Source organism: Emticicia agri (genome assembly GCF_004168285.1).
Taxonomy (GTDB): Bacteria; Bacteroidota; Bacteroidia; order Cytophagales; family Spirosomataceae; genus Emticicia; species Emticicia agri.
Genome location: NZ_SEWF01000015.1, coordinates 64292 through 84791, shown reverse-complemented (window position 1 = coordinate 84791; position 20500 = coordinate 64292). Strand labels below are relative to the sequence as shown.

Annotated in this window: 17 protein-coding genes; 9 read left to right on the top strand and 8 right to left on the bottom strand. The window is 40.4% G+C overall.

What is annotated here, in order from left to right; translation table 11 throughout:
* Positions 1-3: 3 nt before the first annotated feature.
* The 4 genes from EWM59_RS12100 to EWM59_RS12085 all read right to left on the bottom strand — a co-directional run bounded on the left by EWM59_RS12100 (position 4) and on the right by EWM59_RS12085 (position 4271).
* A complete protein-coding gene (locus tag EWM59_RS12100; protein WP_130021239.1) occupies positions 4-288 on the bottom strand; it encodes a PH domain-containing protein in 285 nt (94 codons plus the stop codon).
* 39 nt (positions 289-327) lie between these two features.
* Positions 328-960: a 16S rRNA (guanine(527)-N(7))-methyltransferase RsmG gene (rsmG, locus tag EWM59_RS12095; RefSeq protein WP_130021238.1), complete on the bottom strand. Its 633-nt coding sequence runs from the start codon at positions 958-960 to the stop codon at positions 328-330.
* Between the two features lie 25 nt (positions 961-985).
* Positions 986-2200 (bottom strand): glycosyltransferase, encoded by a 1215-nt coding sequence (locus EWM59_RS12090; RefSeq protein WP_130021237.1) that lies wholly within the window; start codon positions 2198-2200, stop codon positions 986-988.
* 139 nt (positions 2201-2339) lie between these two features.
* A complete protein-coding gene (locus tag EWM59_RS12085) occupies positions 2340-4271 on the bottom strand; it encodes a putative porin (protein ID WP_130021236.1) in 1932 nt (643 codons plus the stop codon).
* A gap of 169 nt (positions 4272-4440) precedes the next feature.
* On the opposite strand from EWM59_RS12085, the gene EWM59_RS12080 reads away from it, so the two are divergent.
* From EWM59_RS12080 to EWM59_RS12070, 3 genes are all read left to right on the top strand, one after another.
* Positions 4441-5544 carry a vWA domain-containing protein gene (locus tag EWM59_RS12080; protein ID WP_130021235.1) on the top strand — a complete coding sequence of 368 codons (1104 nt, stop codon included), beginning with the start codon at positions 4441-4443 and terminating at the stop codon, positions 5542-5544.
* 68 nt (positions 5545-5612) lie between these two features.
* Positions 5613-6272, top strand: coding sequence for an endonuclease III (nth, locus tag EWM59_RS12075; protein ID WP_130021234.1), 660 nt, complete (start codon positions 5613-5615; stop codon positions 6270-6272).
* A gap of 28 nt (positions 6273-6300) precedes the next feature.
* On the top strand, positions 6301-6819 hold the full coding sequence (locus tag EWM59_RS12070; protein WP_229239345.1) for an MOSC domain-containing protein: 519 nt from the start codon (positions 6301-6303) through the stop codon (positions 6817-6819).
* Here EWM59_RS12070 and EWM59_RS12065 read toward each other — a convergent pair.
* Both EWM59_RS12065 and EWM59_RS12060 read right to left on the bottom strand, forming a co-directional pair.
* A complete protein-coding gene (locus tag EWM59_RS12065) occupies positions 6800-7138 on the bottom strand; it encodes a translation initiation factor (protein WP_130021233.1) in 339 nt (112 codons plus the stop codon). The two genes, EWM59_RS12070 and EWM59_RS12065, sit on opposite strands and share 20 nt — an antisense overlap.
* Complete coding sequence (locus EWM59_RS12060; protein ID WP_165372162.1) at positions 7135-8004, bottom strand: diacylglycerol/lipid kinase family protein; 870 nt, start codon at positions 8002-8004, stop codon at positions 7135-7137. The genes EWM59_RS12065 and EWM59_RS12060 overlap by 4 nt, the downstream gene beginning before the upstream one ends.
* A gap of 112 nt (positions 8005-8116) precedes the next feature.
* Here EWM59_RS12060 and EWM59_RS12055 point away from each other — a divergent pair, with 112 nt between their 5' ends.
* Positions 8117-8548 (top strand): YybH family protein, encoded by a 432-nt coding sequence (locus tag EWM59_RS12055; RefSeq protein ID WP_130021231.1) that lies wholly within the window; start codon positions 8117-8119, stop codon positions 8546-8548.
* On the opposite strand, the gene EWM59_RS12050 is transcribed toward EWM59_RS12055, so the two are convergent.
* Together EWM59_RS12050 and EWM59_RS12045 are read right to left on the bottom strand one after the other, a co-directional pair.
* Positions 8549-8899: a LytR/AlgR family response regulator transcription factor gene (locus EWM59_RS12050; RefSeq protein ID WP_130021230.1), complete on the bottom strand. Its 351-nt coding sequence runs from the start codon at positions 8897-8899 to the stop codon at positions 8549-8551.
* Between the two features lie 98 nt (positions 8900-8997).
* Positions 8998-11577, bottom strand: coding sequence for a penicillin-binding protein 1A (locus EWM59_RS12045; RefSeq protein ID WP_130021229.1), 2580 nt, complete (start codon positions 11575-11577; stop codon positions 8998-9000).
* 198 nt (positions 11578-11775) lie between these two features.
* Here EWM59_RS12045 and EWM59_RS12040 point away from each other — a divergent pair, with 198 nt between their 5' ends.
* The 5 genes from EWM59_RS12040 (at position 11776) to EWM59_RS12020 (ending at position 20330) form a co-directional block, all read left to right on the top strand.
* Complete coding sequence (locus EWM59_RS12040) at positions 11776-12204, top strand: hypothetical protein (RefSeq protein ID WP_130021228.1); 429 nt, start codon at positions 11776-11778, stop codon at positions 12202-12204.
* A 252-nt stretch (positions 12205-12456) separates the two neighbouring features.
* Positions 12457-14205 (top strand): ATP-binding protein, encoded by a 1749-nt coding sequence (locus EWM59_RS12035; protein ID WP_130021227.1) that lies wholly within the window; start codon positions 12457-12459, stop codon positions 14203-14205.
* Positions 14206-14500: 295 nt separating this feature from the next.
* Positions 14501-15145 (top strand): response regulator, encoded by a 645-nt coding sequence (locus EWM59_RS12030; protein WP_130021226.1) that lies wholly within the window; start codon positions 14501-14503, stop codon positions 15143-15145.
* Between the two features lie 216 nt (positions 15146-15361).
* Entirely contained in the window at positions 15362-18580 is a 3219-nt protein-coding gene (locus EWM59_RS12025) for a SusC/RagA family TonB-linked outer membrane protein (RefSeq protein ID WP_130021225.1), read from the top strand.
* Positions 18581-18611: 31 nt separating this feature from the next.
* A complete protein-coding gene (locus tag EWM59_RS12020) occupies positions 18612-20330 on the top strand; it encodes a RagB/SusD family nutrient uptake outer membrane protein (protein WP_130021224.1) in 1719 nt (572 codons plus the stop codon).
* The last annotated feature ends 170 nt before the right edge of the window (positions 20331-20500 follow it).

The following is a 20500-nucleotide window of genomic DNA, read 5'->3' as shown; positions in this document are numbered from 1 at the left end:
TGCTTAACGAAAGGCACGTTCGAGTATCAATTCTTTTACCTTGCGGGCATCGCCTTTGGTAAAATTCTCAATCACAATCTCTTCTTCTCTGGCTCTTGCCTTGATACGGATTGTTGAAAAAAACACACCTGATTCTATTTCTACACCCGCTATATCGCTATAAAAAACAAAATTTTCAGAGCTACTAAAAACCTTTCTGGCCTTGAAGGTAACGCCTTTTTCGCTGAAAATAACTTCATCAGGCATTAGTGGATTTTTAAGTGTACTGGCTGCAAATCGTTCGTTCATGGTATTGCTTATTTATGGGTTGTCAAAATCTTATGCGCCTCAAAACGGCACATATACTACTTTTTTGGTTTCAAAAAACTCTTCCTCAAAGTAATCAGATAAGTTATAGAGTTTGTATTTTTTACCAAATTCCTCCAATTCTTCGGTTAAATCGCCTCCTTTCAGGTACAGAATACCATTCTTTAAATCGTTAAACTGGTTTCGGGTAACTTTGTGTTGTACCCAGCCATAAAAGGGTTTAAGCCTTGTTACGGCCCGGCTTATAATAAAATCAAAATCGCTTGCCACATTCTCTGCCCTTTCGTGTTGAGCAGTCAGGTTCTTCAAGCCTACCGCCTGCGCTACTTCGGTTACTACCTTTATTTTCTTGCCTATCGAGTCAACTAAATGAAACTGACACTCAGGAAACAGAATAGCTAACGGAATACCCGGAAAACCTCCGCCTGTACCTACATCTAAAATTTCTGTGCCATGCTTAAAATCAAGCACTTTGGCGATACCTAACGAATGTAAAACGTGTTTTTCGTACAGATTCTCAATATCCTGTCTTGAAATTACATTAATCTGGTTATTCCAAAAACTGTATAGTTCCTGCAATTGTTCAAATTGCCCACGCTGTTTTTCGGTGAGTTTCGGAAAATATTTGGTCAGTATAGCTATATTGGCAGGCATATCTGGTACGCAAAAAAGGTAAAACCTATCTCCACTTAATTTTTTTAGGGTTCGAGAAAATGGTAATCAAACCAAACACTAAATAATAACAAGCATACAGAAAATCATAATACGGAATCCGGAATGAACTTAGTGTGCTGTTCAGTTTTTTATTGGCTTTTGCCAATATCAGCCATCTGATAAGCAACCACACAAAAAACACCAGGGTAATCAGGCGCATCCAGTCGTTATAAGGATAAAAATCCTGTAAATGATTATCATCAAGCCATTCAGTCGGAATCCTCGACCATTCGGGGGCTTCAAACCAGTCAGGTTTAATAAAGAAAGTCGGCAACAAAATAAACCAGCACAATAACTGGCTTGTGGCAAGGCTTCCCAATAAAAACTTATCTCTGAATTTATAGCGTTTTCCTACCGATAAATGGCGACGCTTCTGTGTAATCCAGTCGCTCCAGGTTCTTTTAGGTTCCGACACCATGTTTGCTTCTTCGCCGATACAAATAGCCACGTTGGTTTTGTTTGATACTTCGTTCACAAACAAATCATCGTCTCCTCCTAACAGCCCGTGATGGCTCGAAAAACCATTGCTTGTCCAGAACAAATCACGACGATACATCAGATTTCGGCCAACACCCATGTAGGGCATATTGGCTTTGGCAAAAGAAAAATATTGCAGGGCTGTCTGGAAAGTTTCGTAACGAATGAGCGAATTAAGCCGTGAATCTTCGAAACTATACGGCGAAAAACCCAGAACAATGTCTTTTTCTTTGCTCAATTGCGCCACCATTGTATCAATCCAGTAATCGCTCGTTGGCCGACAATCAGCATCTGTCAACAAAATAATGTCTTTAGTGGCTTTTTTAATTCCCATGGTTACCGCAAATTTCTTGGCTGTAAAATGGGCAGGTAATGACTCAATTCTGACAAAATTAACTTTAGAATAACCTCCCTCGTTGAACAAGAGATAATCGTAAGTGCCGTCGTGTGAGCGGTCGTCTGCTACCACTATCTCAAAATCGGGATATTGTTGTGCCTCTAAAATCGGCAGCAGTTCTTTCAGATTCTCCAGCTCGTTCCAGGCTGCTACTACAACCGAAACTCCTGGTTTCTGACTCGAAATTGTATCACGCTCTGTATCCTGATGCGACAATAAGCCCGGAAAAATACCCAAAATGAAAATGAGTTGAACAAAGACAGCAGTGAAAAAAAGAATCGGTAGTAAATAGTGCCAAAACACCATGTATCAAGAGTTTAGGTTTAAAAGTGTGCAAAGATACAAATTCTTTAATTGAACAATTTCTACAAACCTAAATAATTAAATCAAAAAAATTACGTTTATAGGCACTTTGTCAGAGTTTTAATGAAAATTTTATCTTTTCTTAATCAAACAACGGCCAGTTGGCACCTAAGAAAAAGGTGCGTCGCATGCCAGGATAAACAGAGCCTACAAAATACCCTCTGTCGGGGAATCCTTGGTTGACATGGGCAAATTTAAGGAAGACTCTCACTTTGCTTACTTTCAGATTGGCAAATACATCTACCACCGGATACCCCCATGCTTTTTTATCATTCTGTAAATAAAACTGGCGGGTAAGCGGCATATAATTGTCGGCATAATAGGCCGAGCGGTAATAGATTTCAGCTCCGGCATTGATATGCAATCGTTTGGCATATACAAATTCGTAGGCGATAGTCGTATTATTAGTAATAGTGGGCATCCGGATAATATCTGTGCGTGAAGTTCCGGCAAAATATGTCTGATTTCTTACTAAAAATTTTTTCCAATTATACTCAATTGCTAATCCTGCCCTGAAAATACTTACCGATTTAAAAATAGCCGAGATATCTGGCGTTTGCTGAATGTGGGCACTGCTATCATAATAAGTATAGCTACTTACCAGTGAATAAAACCCACTTGGTGTAAACTTAAATCTTTTATAGTTCAGAGAGGTAGAAGCATACAAATTAGTAGATAACTGATTTCGCAAATCTTTATCATATAGCATAGACCAATTAAATGTATTATTGCTTCCCAAACGCTCATCTAACAAAGTTGGTGGAGTTGAGGCCTGATAAAACTCAGCTCTTAATTTGGGGCTTATGTATTCTACTTTTAATCTAAAACTACCTTTAGTGCCTATTTCAAATTCGGCATAAGCTCGTTTCAAGCTATCAGGAAAAAAATAATTTGCCCATGCATTTGCCAGCACCTCATGTTTAAATCCTGTTCTTCTGTGAGTCGTACTATCTAGGTTAAAATCAGAATTGAGGTTATACAAACGATAACGCAAATTAAGTCTATAAGCAAATCCTCTGTAAATACCCTTTATACCGAATTTATTTTCAATCAACCGATACCTCAATGCCAATGACAATGTATCCCTAATACCTTTTAAAAGAACTGGGTTCTTCGGCATTTGCATACCATAGAAATTTACCCCTTCGGCTGTAGTGTCAGCTTTAAAAGTGTTATCCTGATAATAATCAATACGTCTCTGGTAATCTAAAATATGATATACCTGAAAACCATTTGATAACTGATATTGCTGATAAATATGAAACTCATTGCGCCAGTCGCGCGAAGCGGCATTGCCTAATCTTGCCAGAAAGTTTTTGTAGTTACCAAGTTCGTTTGCTTCTACAAATTTAAGACTATCTTCCAGCGGTCTGATACCTCCCTGGTCAACCGGGGCATGGTTAAAATGGTTATAAGTTCCTAAAATGGCATATTTCCCGTCTTTAGATTCGTAATTGGTAGTGGTTAGCACAGCCCAGCTATCCACCAGTCTTTCTTCACGAGTCTGTGGCGCACCATATTGTTTGGCCGAAGTCAGCCGATGGACATCAAAAGTAATATTCCATTGCGGTTTTATATTCTGTGAATGTGTAAAATCAAGGTTCAACATTCCCCCACCCGACTGGGCATAATACATATTGGTATAAGGCGACTTTGTATTGTAATACTTCGATTTTCTGGCATCGAAGGCATAGAAGCCATAGGTAGTAAATCCTAATTGCTTGCTTACGTCTTCATTGGGCTGAAAATACAGAGGTTTCACAGCCGTGCCAATCAATCCTAAATCCTGATACAGCCAGCCGCTTTTGAGATTCCTGTCGAACAAGTGAAAGCCATCTAAGGTAGAATCTGGATTATAGTAGGTTTTACGGTTATTCAGAATATCGTCTTCAAGAATATAACGGGTAGTTTTTAGTCCGTAAACTTGTTTGGTAGAATCATCAAGGATTTGGGCGTGGCACAGGCCGTAAAAATAGCTCAATAAAATAGTGAAGAATAATTTTTTAATGCTCATGTTCCGCCATTACTATGAAAAACGTTGCAATTTACGGCAAATCTTCGGATTTTAGACAAGCCAACTCTTAATAGTTCTTAAAAAGTATGGATTGTTTACATAGCCAAACTTTAAGCTGATAAAAAGCGTTAATAGAAAGAGGTAACAGAATACTAAATCACTGATTGTCATGCTTGGTTTTCGTTTTTCAGAATTTAAGCCCGAAATGAAGGGCAACACCCCATTTGAGCAATTGCTCAATATTTTCCAGCAACTGCTATTAATTACGGCCGGAGATGTAGGCCAGGCACTCAGCTATATGAGCGACCTTGACCGCCAGTATCAGCTCACCAATGATAACTACGGTATGGCTGATTTTATTGAAGATTTGAAAAGACAAGGCTACATAACCGAAGAGAATCAGGAAGGGCAGCAGTACCGCATTACCGCCAAAAGTGAACAGAGTATCAGAAAACAATCATTAGACGAAATATTTGGTAAGTTGAAACGAACCAAATCGAGTGGTAGCCATCATACGCCTTATACAGGAGTTGGTGATGAACTCAGCAGCGATGTACGTGCTTTTCAGTTTGGTGATTCGTTGGAACAGATTTCCATGACTGAATCATTGAAAAATGCCCAGATAAATAGCGGTATTGATGATTTTATGCTACTGGAAAGTGATCTGGAAGTAGTTGACAGGGAATCGAAGATTCAGACTTCAACGGTATTGATGATTGACATTTCGCACTCCATGATTCTCTATGGCGAAGACCGCATTACACCTGCCAAAAAAGTAGCATTAGCTTTGGCAGAATTGATTCGTACCAAATATCCGAAAGATACGCTTGATATACTGGTATTTGGCAATGATGCGTGGCAGATACAACTGAAAGACATTCCTTATCTGGAGGTTGGCCCCTATCATACCAATACCGTTGCCGGATTAGAATTAGCTATGGATTTACTGCGCCGCCGGAAAACCAAAAACAAACAGGTGTTTATGATCACTGATGGTAAGCCTACCTGTCTGAAAGAAGGAATTAAATACTACAAAAACAGTTTCGGCCTCGACCGCAAGATTGTGAATAAAACCCTGACAATTGCCGCACAGGCTCGTCGGTTAGAAATTCCTATTACTACCTTTATGATTGCCTCAGACCCTTACCTGAAACAGTTTGTACAGCAGTTTACACAGGTAAATAATGGGCGTGCCTATTACAGCAATCTGAATGGTCTGGGCGGATTTGTTTTAGAAGATTTCCAACGCAATCGCCGGAAAAATGTGAAGTAATCCGCCTTTTGCTTTCACCATTTAGTTTTTGCTAATTTGGGGAGATGTTTAAAAAATTACCACAAACCATGAACAAAAAAGAACGCTATAGAGCTTTAGTTACTTATTTTACCGAACACTATCCCCAAGCCGAAACCGAATTACATTATACCAATCCTTATGAATTATTAGTGGCTGTGATACTCTCAGCCCAGTGTACCGATAAGCGAATAAATATGGTAACGCCCCGGTTGTTTGAGCGTTATCCTACTCCCGAAAGTCTGGCGGCCTCTACTGCTGAAGAAGTATATGAATACATCAGAACAGTAAGTTACCCTAACAACAAGAGTAAAAACCTGATAGGCATGGCTCGTATTCTGGTCAACGATTTCCAGTCGGAAGTACCCAATACCATCGAAGACCTGCAAAAAATGCCCGGTGTAGGCCGTAAAACCGCCAATGTAATTGTATCGGTTATCTATAACCAGCCTGCTATGGCAGTTGATACGCACGTATTCCGTGTATCTCATCGCCTGGGTTTAGTACCTAAAACTGCCAAAAATCCCTTTTTAGTAGAGAAAGAATTGATAAAATATCTGCCCAAAGATAAAATTTCAGTAGCGCATCACTGGCTCATTCTGCATGGTCGCTACATCTGTATTGCCCGCACCCCCAAATGCCCCGAATGTGAGCTGAAAGGTTTTTGTCTTGCCTACGAAACCAAAGATTTCAAAACACCTTCGCTCTGAAATAGTTATTGTTTAAGAACAGGTTTAAATGAAAGCTGAACAGATGGAAATGAAACAATTATTGAAAAACTTTGCCTTTAATGGCAAGGTAGAATGGTTGAGTTATCGCCCGGGTCCTACTTCGAGAGGGCCACTAAAAATAGTGGATACCATAGACGTAACAGAGCAAAAAGGTATCGTGGGCGACCGATACAAAGGGACTTCACGCAACCGACAAGTAACGCTTATTCAGGCTGAGCATATAGAAGCTTTTGCTAAAATGCTTCATAAAGAAAGTATTGACCCGGCTTTACTCAGACGTAATATTGTAGTTTCAGGCATAAACCTATTAGCTTTTCACGATTCTACTTTCCAGATTGGTGAAGTAGTGTTGAAAGGAACCGGCTATTGCCATCCATGTAGCCAAATGGAAGAAAATCTGGGTTTGGGTGGATACAATGCCATGCGTGGACACGGAGGTATTACCTGCACGGTAATGAAAGGCGGTAAAATTAAAATTGGCGATGAAGTATCGCCTGTGCAAGAACCTATCCCCCAGCCTTCTTAGCTTTATAGCCTTCTTTCAGCAAAAAGGCTAAAATTTTATCCCGGTGGTCGCCTTGTAACAGTATTTCTCCATCTTTGGCAGTACCACCGCTGCCGCATAGATTCTGCAATTTCTTTCTCAGATTCTGCAAATCTTCGTCTTTGGCTATCAGGCCGTCTATTCTGCTTACTACCTTATTACCTCCTTTTCTGTCGAGCCAAATTTTCAGGTTCTGTTGTTGAGGAGCTAAGGTTTCTGTTTCTTCCTGCTCACCAAAATTAAATGCAAAATCAGGGTCGGTCGAGTACACAACTCCTTCCCGGTGTTTTTTATTTTTCATACCATTACATGCAGGCTTTTTTCTCTGATACTTATCGTTAATTCATCTGTATCTAATCTTAACGGCTCACCGTCATAATGAATCAACAGATTTTCCTGGCCTTTTAGTTTAAATTTAGCCCCACGATATACCTCTGCATAAGCAGATTCGTGGATAGTTTTATTGAATAACCTCGTAATAATCGAAGGCACTTTCCAGAGTGGCAACGGATTCAGTAAAGTACAATCAATAAAACCATCATCTATCTGTGCAATAGGGGTAATATACGCATTATTCCCAAACTGTCGGGCATTACCAAAGGTAATACTAAACACCTCATACTTATTGCCACCGAAATCACAAGACAAAGGTTTATATGCCCAGAACTCCTGAAAACCTACCCTGACATAATTAAGCAGTCCACGTCCTTTCAGTCTCGAAAAAACATCGGCACAATGGGCATCGAAACCTACGCCTGCGGTGCAAAAAAACGGAATATCATTCACAAAACAGGCATCAATCTGCTTGATGGTTGCCTTGTTCAGCTTTTCTATTACTTTTTCCGGTTTCATCGGCACGCCTAATTCTCTTGCTAATCCGTTGCCTGAGCCTAACGGCATAATACCTAAAGCCGTTTTACGGCCTATTAAGGCTTTGGCAGTTTCGTTTACTGTGCCATCGCCGCCCATAGCTACTATATAGGGTACTTGTTTTTCAGCCGCTTCATGTGCTAGTTCGGTGGCATGGCCTGCCGCTTTGGTAGGAATAATGGTAGCCTGATATTTTTTCTTGTCTAATTGATTCTCAATCAGACTGATGATTGCCTGATGATTTTTCTTTCTGCCTGAAAAGGGATTAACTACAAACCAGATTTCTTGCTTGCTCACAAATATTGAAAAAAATTTATACTTTCGTACAAATATAGCAAAGGGGTCAAGAAATTGTCTCCTATCCTGTTAAAACTCAGTAAAACTTTATTAAACAAGCTAAACTACTCTAATGAAAACAGCCATCACAGTAATTCTATGCCTTGTATTTGCGATACAGACTTACGCACAGAATACCAACGACCGTCAGGAAGTACTGAAAGTATTGAGCCGCCAGAATGAAAACTGGAATAAAGGCGATATCAAAGCATTTATGGAGGATTATGTAAAATCTGATTCTTTGATGTTTATTGGCAAAAACGGTGTGATTTACGGATGGAAAGCCACATTAGAAAGATACCTGAAAACCTACCCTGACCTTGCCACGATGGGCAAACTCAAATTTGATATTCAGCAAACAGATTTTCATTCGCCTACCACTTGCTGGGTATTAGGAAAATGGCACTTGACACGCCCCGAAAAAGGTGATGCTGGTGGATTTTTTACGCTTGTATTAAAGAAGATTGATGGCAAATGGCTCATCGTATCAGACCATACAAGCTGATTAGCTTGCTTTCTGATACTTTGTTACCGTATCTAAAAAAACCTCTTTTCTGCGGCGGGAAAGGCTCACCTGATGTTCGTCCTGTACTTTTACTAACAAACCTTCGTGTATCTGGTATCCCGTTACGTATTTCAGGTTAACCATGTATGATTTATGCGTGCGAAAGAAATTGAAGCTTTCAAATCTTTTCTCTAACTCTTTCAGGGTTTTTGAGACAATAAATCTTTCACCATCCTGTAAAAAAATCTCGGTGTAGTTTACGTCTGCTTTCAGGAAAAGCACTTCTGCAGGGTTTACTTTCTTTTTTCCTGCTAATTTAATTGTTCCGGCTATGTATAGTTTTGCGTCCATTTGTATGGGAGTTTACCTTGTTCAAAAGCATTGACTCCCATTTGCAGGTAATAGTTGTAAAGAATAAATATTTTTTTTGAGATTCTTTACAACTTTATCTAACGGTTATTTTTTGTAGTATCTTTAGCCGGCTGGTCTCTTGGCGGGAAGGTAATTACCTCTTGCTGAACCGTATTTGAAGAATCTAAAGACACACCGCTTGTATCAGCAGGACTGATTCCGCCGATGTCGCCGCCACAACCCTGATAGGTTTTCTTGATAGGGATACCGGGTTTCGGAAATGGTCCGGGTTTATAGCCTAACGTTTTATCGGTATAGACACTTTGCATAAACTTGCCGAAAATAGGCAAGGCGGAACGGGAACCTTCTCCCATACGTGTACGGAAGTGAATACTGCGGTCGTCGCCGCCTACCCATACCCCACACACCAGGTCTTTGGTAAAGCCCATATACCAGGCATCTGAATAATTAGAGGTTGTTCCTGTTTTTCCTCCGGCCTGTCCGCCATTGCCAAACAGAGCACTGGCATATTCCCACAACCCCTGCGATGTACCACCGGATTCTTCAACCCCACCCCGTAACATATATTGCATCAGAAACGCAGATTCAGGACTGATAACCTGCTGTTTTTTTATCTCGGCCTCATAGATAACCTTACCCTGAGCATCTTCAATTCTCGAAACCAGCACAGGGTCCACGTGTTCGCCACCATTGGCAAATACCGCATAAGCCCCTATGAGTTCATACAATGATACATCAGACGAACCCAGACCTATCGATAAAACAGGGTCAAGTGGGGTAGTAATACCTAATTTACGGGCATATTCTACCGTAACCCGAGGGGTTACTTCATCAGATAACTGCGCAGCAACCGAGTTGATAGAGCGTGCCATAGCCCTGCGCAGGGTCATGCTGGCATAAGTAAATACCCCATCGGCATTTTTGGGTTCCCATACCTTATTTTCGCCATTTTCAACCCATTCCTTTTTAAAAGGTTCATCAGTCCGTCTGTCGCAAGGCGAAAGATTCAGCGGGCCATCAATGGCTGCGGTGTATAAAATCGGCTTAAAGGTTGACCCCGGCTGACGACGCCCCTGACGCACATGGTCGTATTTGAAAAACTCATGGTCTATACCCCCTACCCACGCTTTGATGTACCCCGTGAAAGGGTCCATCGCCATCATACCTGTTTGCAGAATTTTTTTATAATGAATGATTGAGTCAATGGGACTCATGAGCATTTCCTGCGACGAAGCCCCGTCTTTTCCCCACACAAAAACCCTTGTCATTTTCTTTTTCTCATACATATAATAGTGGATGGAGTCAGGGCTGTTTTTAAATTTCTGGGCTAATTTCTTATAAACGGGCGTACGCTTGGCTACCGTATCAATATAACCCAGTATCTCCTGTCCGTTTTCATATATCCACGGGTTTCTGCCTTTCCATTCCTGATCAAAAATCTTTTGTAAGCGTCGCATATGGCTCGATACAGCTTTATCGGCATAATCCTGCATTTTGTAATCAATGGTCGTATAGATTTTCAGTCCATCTTTATACAGATTTATATCAACTTCATTGGTTTCTGCCCATTTTTCAATAAAACGAGCCAATGTGGTCTTAAAGTAAGTTCCCTTATTGTCTTCGTCAACCTCTGTATTTATATCTAATTTTATTTCGGTCTTACTCAATTCGTCTGCCTGTTTTTGTGTCAAATCGCCATTGTTAGCCATTAACTGTAAAACCGTATTCCGGCGTTTAAGCGCATTTTTAGGATTTCTGATGGGGTTATAAAGCGTTGTCCCTTTTTGCAGACCAACCAATACTGCCGCTTCTTCCGGGTTCAGTTTGTCAGGTTCTTTACTGAAATAGGTCTGAGAAGCCGTTCTGATACCGTAGGCATTGTTGCCATAATCAACGGTATTGAGGTACATGGTCAGAATTTCTCCTTTAGTAAAGCGTTCCTCCAGACTAATAGCCGTAAGCCATTCTTTGGTTTTATAAACTATTGTACTTATAACGGGTACATAATATAATAACCCTCTCATTTCAGTACGACGGGTATTATACAGGTTTTTGGCTAACTGCTGAGAAATGGTGCTTCCTCCGCCACGTTCGCCACCTTTTAAAATACCCACAGCTACCCCTGCCATAGACTGAATATCAATACCCGAATGCTCAAAGAAACGTTTGTCTTCGGTAGAAATAAGTGCCTTGAATAACCAGGGCGACATCTGGGCACTATCAATGGTTTGTCTGTTTTCGGTAAAGAATTTACCTAATTCAATGCCATCGCTTGAGTAAATGGTAGATGATTGCGCAATTTTAGGGTTGGTTAATTGCTCAATGCTTGGCATTTTGCCACAAAGCCACAAGAAATTGGTTTCAATACAGAACCAGTAGAAGAAAAGAAAAATAAAAACCCTGACGAATACCCTGTAAAGACCTCTGATAAACGGGAAATAAGGTCCTTCTGTATCGAATTGATTGCGAAAAGTACCGGTTATTTTATCAATGACTTTATAAAAAGAGATAAACACCAGTTCTACTCTTTTTGCCCCGAATATCTTAGCTAAAATAAGGTATATCTGGTCTAAAAACCAACCCCATGCTCCGCCAATCTTTGTTGCAGCGTTTTTAAAAAATTGTCCTTTAGTACCTGTGTTATTATTTTCTTCCATATATAAGATTTCGCCGAAAACCCAACAAATAACTTGATTCTAAGCCAAATAATCAAAAAAGTTGACAGGTTTTTTAGGCAAATAACCATTTACTAAAAAACTTGGCTCAATTCTTAAACAAAACCTCAGTAATTTGCTTCTAATTGGTATATTCATGTTCTAAACCTATCATTCATCTTTCCAAACCCATTTTCAGTCATGAACTTTATACCTGCCGACAAGCCGTTAGAAAAAGAAATACTCCCGCTTTTTACCAAAACTATCCCTTTTCAGTTACCTGCTGAATGGAAAGAATTTATCGTAAAAATCATACCCTGGATTATGCTCCTTCTGGTACCCCTGTATATTCTTGTCATAGGTATTACCGCATTTACTACTCTTTTTACAGCCTTTTTTGACCATCCGCTCTGGTCGGTTAGTATGCTTATTTCTACCGCAGGGCTGGTTTGTAGTCTGCTTTCAATCAAAGGTTTGTTCGACCGTAAACGTGAGGGTTGGGTATGGGCTTATTATGCTTTTCTGCTTTTTTTATTGGCCGACCTTGTGTATCTGAGATTTATTGATGCCATTATTACTTTTCTTATTTCGGGTTATTTTCTTTTTCAGATACGTGAATATTACAAGTAACCAAAAACATAGATAGCGATTGCCCTTGCAGAGGTTCAGCATGCTGAACCTCTGCAAAGATTCTTTTCTTCCTATCCTGCCTTGTCCTTATATGTTTTACTACCAATAGCACAATCAATAGAATCCTGGCATTTTCAAGAATGACTACTCTAAAAGGGATTGGAGCTTTAAGGCTTTTACTTTTATCAGATTTTTGATAACTTACATCAAGTTACAGAAAGCCCTATTCTACCTTTACGTCTTGCCTCATCTATGAAAACCTTTTGTTACCTGAAAGTAGCTACTATCGGTTTGCTTACCGTTTGTTTTTATCTGAATGGGTATGCTCAGGCTGATAATAAAAAAGACCCTGCCAATATCGTTGATTTAAAAAATGCGATTGAAGAAAATAAAGGAAATCCGAACAAATTAGGACCTTTGTATAAGCGTCTGGGAGATACTTACCAGAGTCTGTATGGTTTCAATATCTATAGTCTGGAGGCTTATCAGACCAGCCTGACCTATTTTAAACGAACAGGCGACTCAGCCAGGTATTATGATACTAAAATGGATGTGGGCTGGATGTATTACTTTGATAATTATACCAGAAAATATGCCATTGAAAACTATGAATCAGCTTTAGGCTATTATAAAAGAACAAACCAGCTACAAAAGGAAATTCATACTGAATTATCTATTATTGATGCCAAAAAACATCAGCCTCCTTTTGACTATTCACTTATCAGGCAATTATTGATTATCGAAAAAAAATGTATTGCCAATAATCTTTTTTTGGATCTGGGTTATACCCACAATTTACTGGCTATCAGTTATATTAACCATAAGCATCTGATTCTGGCCCGGAAGTATCTTCTGCTAAGTCAGAAGTATGCCTGGCAGGCAAATGTTAACTGGATGATTTCTGTTAATAATTTTTATATGGGTAGAATAGAAGCACTTTCAGGTAATTATGAATCAGCCATTGAGTACTATCTGAAAGCGTATGAAAATAGTGGAAAAGCCAAAGACGTGGCTTATGCCAAAGACATTTCTTACCACCTTTCTATAGCCTACACCAAAATCGGTGAGTTTCAGAAAGCCAATGAATTTTATCAGCAAACATTGCTGTACTCCAACCAATATTATGAGTCTGAACAAACCATGACCATTCGTCTGGAGGAACTCAACAGCCAGTATAGAAATCTGCAGTTGCAGAATCAATTGACTAAACAGGAAAACCGTGAAGCAAGACTACAGAATATATTGCTTATTGTTTTGACTGTATTTCTTATTTTAGCAGTAGTAGCCCTCTTTGTAGGCCGAAAACAACTGAATACCATTGCCCAACAGAAAGATATTATTCATAGCCAGAAAATCAGGAATCTTGAACTGAAATCATTAGAAGCGCTGATACAAGGGCAGGAAAACGAGCGGGGACGCATTGCCCGTGATTTGCACGATAGTCTGGGCATTCAACTCACACAAATCAAGTTTTTTGTTGAATCAAGACATAAACCGTTTACAGCTAAAGAACGAGCTATGCTGAACCAGATAATTGATGATGCTTGCCAGGAAATCAGACTTATCTCACACAATTTACACCCTACTGCACTTTCTAAATACGGGCTTGAAACAGCATTAGAAGATTTGGTAAACAAATTTCCGGGTACAAAAAAAACCAAAATAAGTCTCGAAAAATATGGTTCGCTGGCTCCTCTGAATCAGGAAGCCATTGCTTTGTTGTATCGGGTTATTCAGGAGTTAATTAACAATGCCATGAAACACGCCTGTGCCCACAGAATAAACATTCAGTTAATGGCCAATCAGGAAAATCTGCTGATAAGCGTAGAAGACGATGGTGTTGGTTTTAATGTTGATGCCCCTTCACAAGGCAGTGGCATACTCAATGTTACTTCACGCATCGAGTACCTCAATGGGCAGGTACTATGGCAAAACCATTCTCCGGCAAGTAGCGGCACATCAGTCATGATTTCGGTACCTATGGCTAAAATTGCCTGTTAATAGCTCTATCCTCCTCTCAAAAAAATAGGGTTTTCCCTAATAGATACAAAGGCCAATCGGTCTAATTTTGCAGGGTAATTACCCCGATGATACTTAGAACGAATGATACCTCTTATTGAAACATTATCCCAAACTAAAGCGCCAACAAAGATTTTCTTAAAAAAAGTAAAAATTAAATTGTAAGAGAGATGGTTTTTAACCATCTCATCTTTTATATCTTTGAAAAATTTATTATTGCCTCATCTACCTGCTTTTATCTGTTAACTTATGCTGGGTTTCTATCTACTGTTCTGCCATGATTAATTTATTGATTGCCGACGACCATAATGTATTTGTAGAAGGAATAGAGTCTTTATTAGCCGATAATGAAGATTTAAAAGTAGCCGGAAGATGCTACAATGTTGAGTCTGTCAAAGACGCATTACAACAACTCTCCATTGATATTATCCTGCTTGATATTTCATTTCCAAGAGTAGAAGATGGGCTGATGTTGTATGAATACCTGCTACAACACTATAAATCGATGAAAGTAATTTTTCTGACCATGCACGACGAGATAAGTATAGTAAAACGGGTCATGCGAAAAGGAGGGCAAGGCTATTTATTGAAAAATACCTCAAAAGCCGAATTGATACAAGCTATTCAGTTTGTTTATGAGGGCAAAAAATACATCAATCCCTTTATTAAAGAATTGATGGATACACACGATAAAAAATCCAGAAAATCTACTTTCATACCTACCAGCGAAATACGCTTATCGCCTCGTGAGAAAGAAGTACTCTTTCTGATTTCGGAAGGTTATACTACCCAGCAAATGGCTACCAAGCTGTTTGTAACACTCAAAGCCATAGAATTTCATCGCAGCAGTTTATTGGTCAAGTTTGATGTACCCAATACAGCTTTATTGATTAAAACAGCATTAGAAATGAATTATTTATAAATCGGCACGAAAGTTCCGAGTGATATATTTTACTCTTAAAGCCGCTTAAATACTATCTCATTAAAATCTTCTTTTACGCTATAAATATAGGGTTTTCCCTAATAAAATGTAATAGCATACCTCCTACTTTTGTAAGTAACATTTTTTATTGGAATAGTGCTATAACACTTTCTGATGAAAGGTGATAACTAAAAAACAAAACAATCATTTAACTTAATGAAACACTTTTATTCTACTTACATGCGGGGTATCAAACTCTGCCTGTTGCTCTGTTGTTCCACAATCCTTACCTATGCACAAACCAACATCAGCGGAAAAGTAACTGATAAAGACGGTGCGGGTATTCCGGGTGTGAGCGTTGTTGTGCAGGGAACTACCACCGGTGCTGTTACAGATGCCAATGGCAGTTACCAGATTGCTGCCAAAGCAGGTGCTAAAAGCCTGACCTTCTCTTCTATTGGTTACACCCTGAAAACCGTAGAAATCGGGTCTAAAACAGTCATTGACGTAACCCTTGAAGAAGATGTAAACTCGCTTGACGAAATCGTTGTAACGGGCTATACCTCTGAAAGAAAGAAAGACATTATCGGTTCGGTAGCTGTGGTAAATACCAAATCTACCTTACAACAGCCTTCATCAAACCTGGGTAATATGCTACAAGGCAGAGCCCCCGGTGTAACCGTAAGTGGTACAGGTGCACCGGGTGCTCCTGCCAAAGTACGTATCAGGGGTTTTACTTCGTTTGGTAATAACGACCCTCTCTACATTATTGATGGTGTACCAACCGACAACGCCAACGCCCTTAATCCGCAGGATATTGAGTCGGTGCAGGTACTAAAAGACCCTGTTTCTGCTTCTATCTATGGTTCTCGTGCGGCTAATGGGGTAATAGTAGTTACAACCAAACAAGGTACATCGGGCAAAACTACTATATCGTACGATGGCTACTATGGTGTTCAATCATTGCCAGACAGAGTTTTCCCAAGTATGATGAATACCCAGCAATATTATGAGTATTTGCAGGCTGCCGCAGCCGGAGCGGGTATTCCGTTCAAAAGCAACGTATTCCAGAATGGTATTCCAAAATATCTGGTTACAAACACAAACGTAGTGGCAAACCCGGGTGATGCGACTAATCCAGATATGAGCAGATATAACTATGACCCCTATAGCTATGACCGCACCTATCAGATTGCCGAAACCAGTATGGGTACTGACTGGCTGAGAGAAGCTACACAAAGCGCCCCTGTACAAAGCCATCAGATTACAGCTACCGGAGGTACTGATAAAGGTGCTTACTCATTAGGGGTAAACTATTTTGGTACAGATGGAATCTTTAAACATACCTCCCTGAATCGGGTAACTGTTCGTGCCAATACCCGTTTTAAACCAACCAAATGGTTGACAATCGGCGAAAATATGCAGGTGGCTTTTACTAATCAGAGTGGTGCCAGTGGAAACCCATTCAACTCGGGCGATGGTCTTGACTTTAATAATGAGGCCAGCCCGTGGTATGCCGGATTACGTACAGTCCCTTTCTTACCGGTTTATGACGTAAAAGGTAATTTTGCCGGTACATCCTTAGGTGAAGCAGGTAGTACAGGGGTACCTACTGTTTCATTATTCCGCAACAAAGACAACAAGTTTACCGGCTTCAATTTATTCGGAAACCTCTATGCCCAGATTGAAGTGTACAAAGATATTGTTCTTTCCACTTCGTTCGGTATCGACCAGAATATGACTAATGGTTACAACTTTGTGTTCATTACGCCTGAAAAAGCAGAGCCAACCCGTAACAATGCTTTCAATGAGTATTTTGGCAGAGGGTTCTCATGGACATGGACCAATAGTATCCAATATAAAAAGGACTTCAACAAAGACCATTCGTTGAAACTATTTGCCGCTACCGAGTCTATCTTCAGCCAGGGTAGAGGCATATCTGGTAGCAGAACTGATTACGACTTCAATGACCCTAATTTCTGGTCGTTGAATACAGGTAAAAACCTGCCACAAAACGGCGGCTCACCCGGAACACCTCGTACCCTTTATTCATTGATGGGGAAAGCTGAATATCAGTTAATGGACAGATATTTATTCAGTGCCACTGTTCGTCGTGATGCGGCTTCAGTATTCGGCCCTGAAAGCCGTGTGGGTGTTTTCCCTGCCTTTGGTGTTGGTTGGAGACTTTCAGAAGAAGCATTCATGAAATCTATTCCGTTTGTTACAGACTTGAAACTAAGAGCCGGTTGGGGACAAATGGGTAGCCAACGTAACGTAGGTTCGGCCAATGCCTACTCGTTCTACTCGGCAGGCCTGGCAAATACCGCTTATGATATTACCGGAGGTAATGGCTTACCGGTTATCGGTTATCGCCCGAGCGTAGTAGGTAACCCTGCTACCAAATGGGAAGCAGCCGAAATGACTAACATTGGTTTAGACGGTACACTCTGGAATGGCAAATTAGATTTCAGTATTGAGTATTTCAACAATACTACCAAAGACCTATTGGTTGACAGACAACCTAACGGCCTGGAACCGACTGTTGGACAGCCCAGAATCAACGTAGGAACGATGGTGAATAAAGGGATAGATATTGCGCTTGGTACGAAAGGTAAAATCACTACTGATTTAGGTTATAGCATTGGTGCTACCTTTACACACTACAAAAACGAAGCAGTGAAAATTGATGCCGAGGGTAGTTCAGCTCTTTTATTTGGCGCAGGTCGTTTAGGCAATATCCAACGTGTAGAAGGAGGCCGTCCGTTAGCTTCGTTCTGGGGTTGGGTAGTAGAAGGTAACTTCCAGAATCAGGCAGAGGTTGATGCACACGCAGCTATGCCTTATAAAAGAGTAGGCTCTTGGAAAATCAAAGATATTAACGGCGACAAAGTAATTGATGGTAACGACCAGACCTATATAGGCAATCCGATTCCTAAATTCCAGATTGGTACCGACATCTCGCTTACTTATAAAGGCTTCGATTTCCAGACATTCCTTTTCTGGAACTACGGCAATGATATTTATAATTATACCAAATGGGCTACTCACCTGAGAGGCTTTGTGGGTGGTTATAATACAGAAGTACTGACTGACTCATGGACACCACAGAATACAAGTGGCCGCCTACCAATATTGAATGCCAACGATACTTATTCAGGGTCAATCTCGACCTCTTATTATGTAGAAAGCGGTTCATTCTTACGTGCCCGTCAGGCACAATTAGGCTATACGCTGCCAAGCAAATGGATTGGCAAAGCGGGTATAGGCAGAGCAAGAATATATGTACAGGTTCAGAATTTATTCACCATTACCAAATACTCTGGTTCAGATCCTGATATCGGAATCTTGGGTAATAGCGAATTACAAATGGGAGTTGACCAGTTCAGAACTCCTGCACCAAGAACTGTGCTTTTGGGTGTGAACATCGGACTATAATTCTTGACATTCATTAAAACTCTTTAAAAAGATGAAAAAATATATTTTAATTTTCTCAACCTCAATTATACTCTCGCTGATGGTGGTGGTCTCGTGTAAAGACGAGTTTCTTGACCGCCCACCGCTTGGAGCTATCTCTGAAGAAGCGATTACCAACGAAAATGGTGTAAACGGTGCCCTGATTGTGGCCTACCGCGCCTTAACAGGCAATCAGATTGCGGCATGGTACACAAGTGCCAGCAACTGGTTATGGGGAAGTATCCGTTCTGACGATGCCTATAAAGGTTCTGAATCTCTTGACCAGGCTACAGAAATCAATCCTACCGAGCGTTTCGAAGTATTGCCAAGTAACCCTTCTGTAACTAACAAATGGAAAGCCGTCTATGATGCTATCGGCATGGCAAATATTGTATTGCGGATTGTTGAAAAAGTACCCGGCCTTACCGAAACCAACAAGAAAAACATTATTGCCGAAGCTCGCTTTCTACGTGGATTCAACCATTTTGAAGCGAAAAGAAATTTTAATAATGTACCTTATGTAGATGAAAAAGTTACTTCTACCGACCAGTACAAAGCCTTGACAAATGAGGCAAGTATCTGGCCTCAGATTGAAGCTGATTTAAAATTTGCTTATGATAACCTTCCTCCTACCCAGGCGCAGATTGGTCGTGTAAATAAATGGGCTGCCGGAGCTTATTATGCCAAAGCATTGCTTTATCAGAATAAATACGCAGAAGCCAAAGCAGTGTTTGACGCCATTATTGCCAATGGTGTAACTTCTAAAGGTGAGAAATATGGGCTGCAAGGCGATTTCAAAGATGTATTCAGAGGTGATTTTGAAAATGGAAAAGAAGTAATGTTTGGTATTCAATATACCGTTGGTGATGGCACAGGTGGTGCTAACAGCAACAAAGAAGGTGAATTGACTAATCCGCATAACGACGGCCCCGGCGGCTGCTGTGGTTTCCATCAGCCATCACAAACATTGGTAAACGGTTTCCGGACACAAGCAGGTTTGCCTTTATTATATACTTCTAATGCCGTAAATGTAAAAAGTCAGGAGTCAAATCCGAACGACTACCCTGACAGAGGCCAGTTAGATACACGTCTTGATTACACGGTTGGTCGTATTGGCATTCCTTACAAAGATTTTGGTCCTGCCAAAGCCACCTGGATTCGCCAGTTGGCCAATGGTGGCCCGTGGTTGCCTAATAAACATATTCAATGGAAAGATGAAGTAGGCAAATATCAGATACCAGGTTCATGGGGTCAGTCACAATTAGGCAAAACCCTTTTACTACTTCGGTACGCCGATTTATTGCTAATGGCTGCTGAATGTGAGGTAGAAGTAGGAAGCCTGACCAAAGCACAGGAATATGTAAACATGGTTCGTGACCGTGCCGTGAAATCGACCAAAGTAATGGATGGTAACCAGCCTGCCGCCGACTATCAGGTAGCTACCTATACTGCTCCGTGGACAGACAAGACTGTTGCCAGAGATGCCGTAAGATTTGAGCGTTTCCTTGAGTTAGCGATGGAAGGTCATCGTTTCTATGACCTCGTAAGATGGGGTGTTGCCGATGTGGTTATCAATGAGTTTATCAAAAGAGAATCTGTGGCAAGAACCAGTATTGCAGGGGTGGTATTCAAAAAAGGGAAAGACGAATACCTGCCCATCCCTGAGTTTGCTATTAATCAAAGTAAGACTTCTGATGGTAAACAAGGTTTAAAACAAAATCCCGGCTATTGATTTAAGCTGAAATACTAAGTCAATACTAATAACGTACGTTTTGTTTCATAAGTAAGCTAAGAGAGACGGTCGCTGGCCGTCTCTTTCTTTTTAAAATCTCCTGAAAATATGGCAATCTCTCCATTTAAAAATCATCTTCTGCCTATCTTATGATGGATTTTTGATTTTTT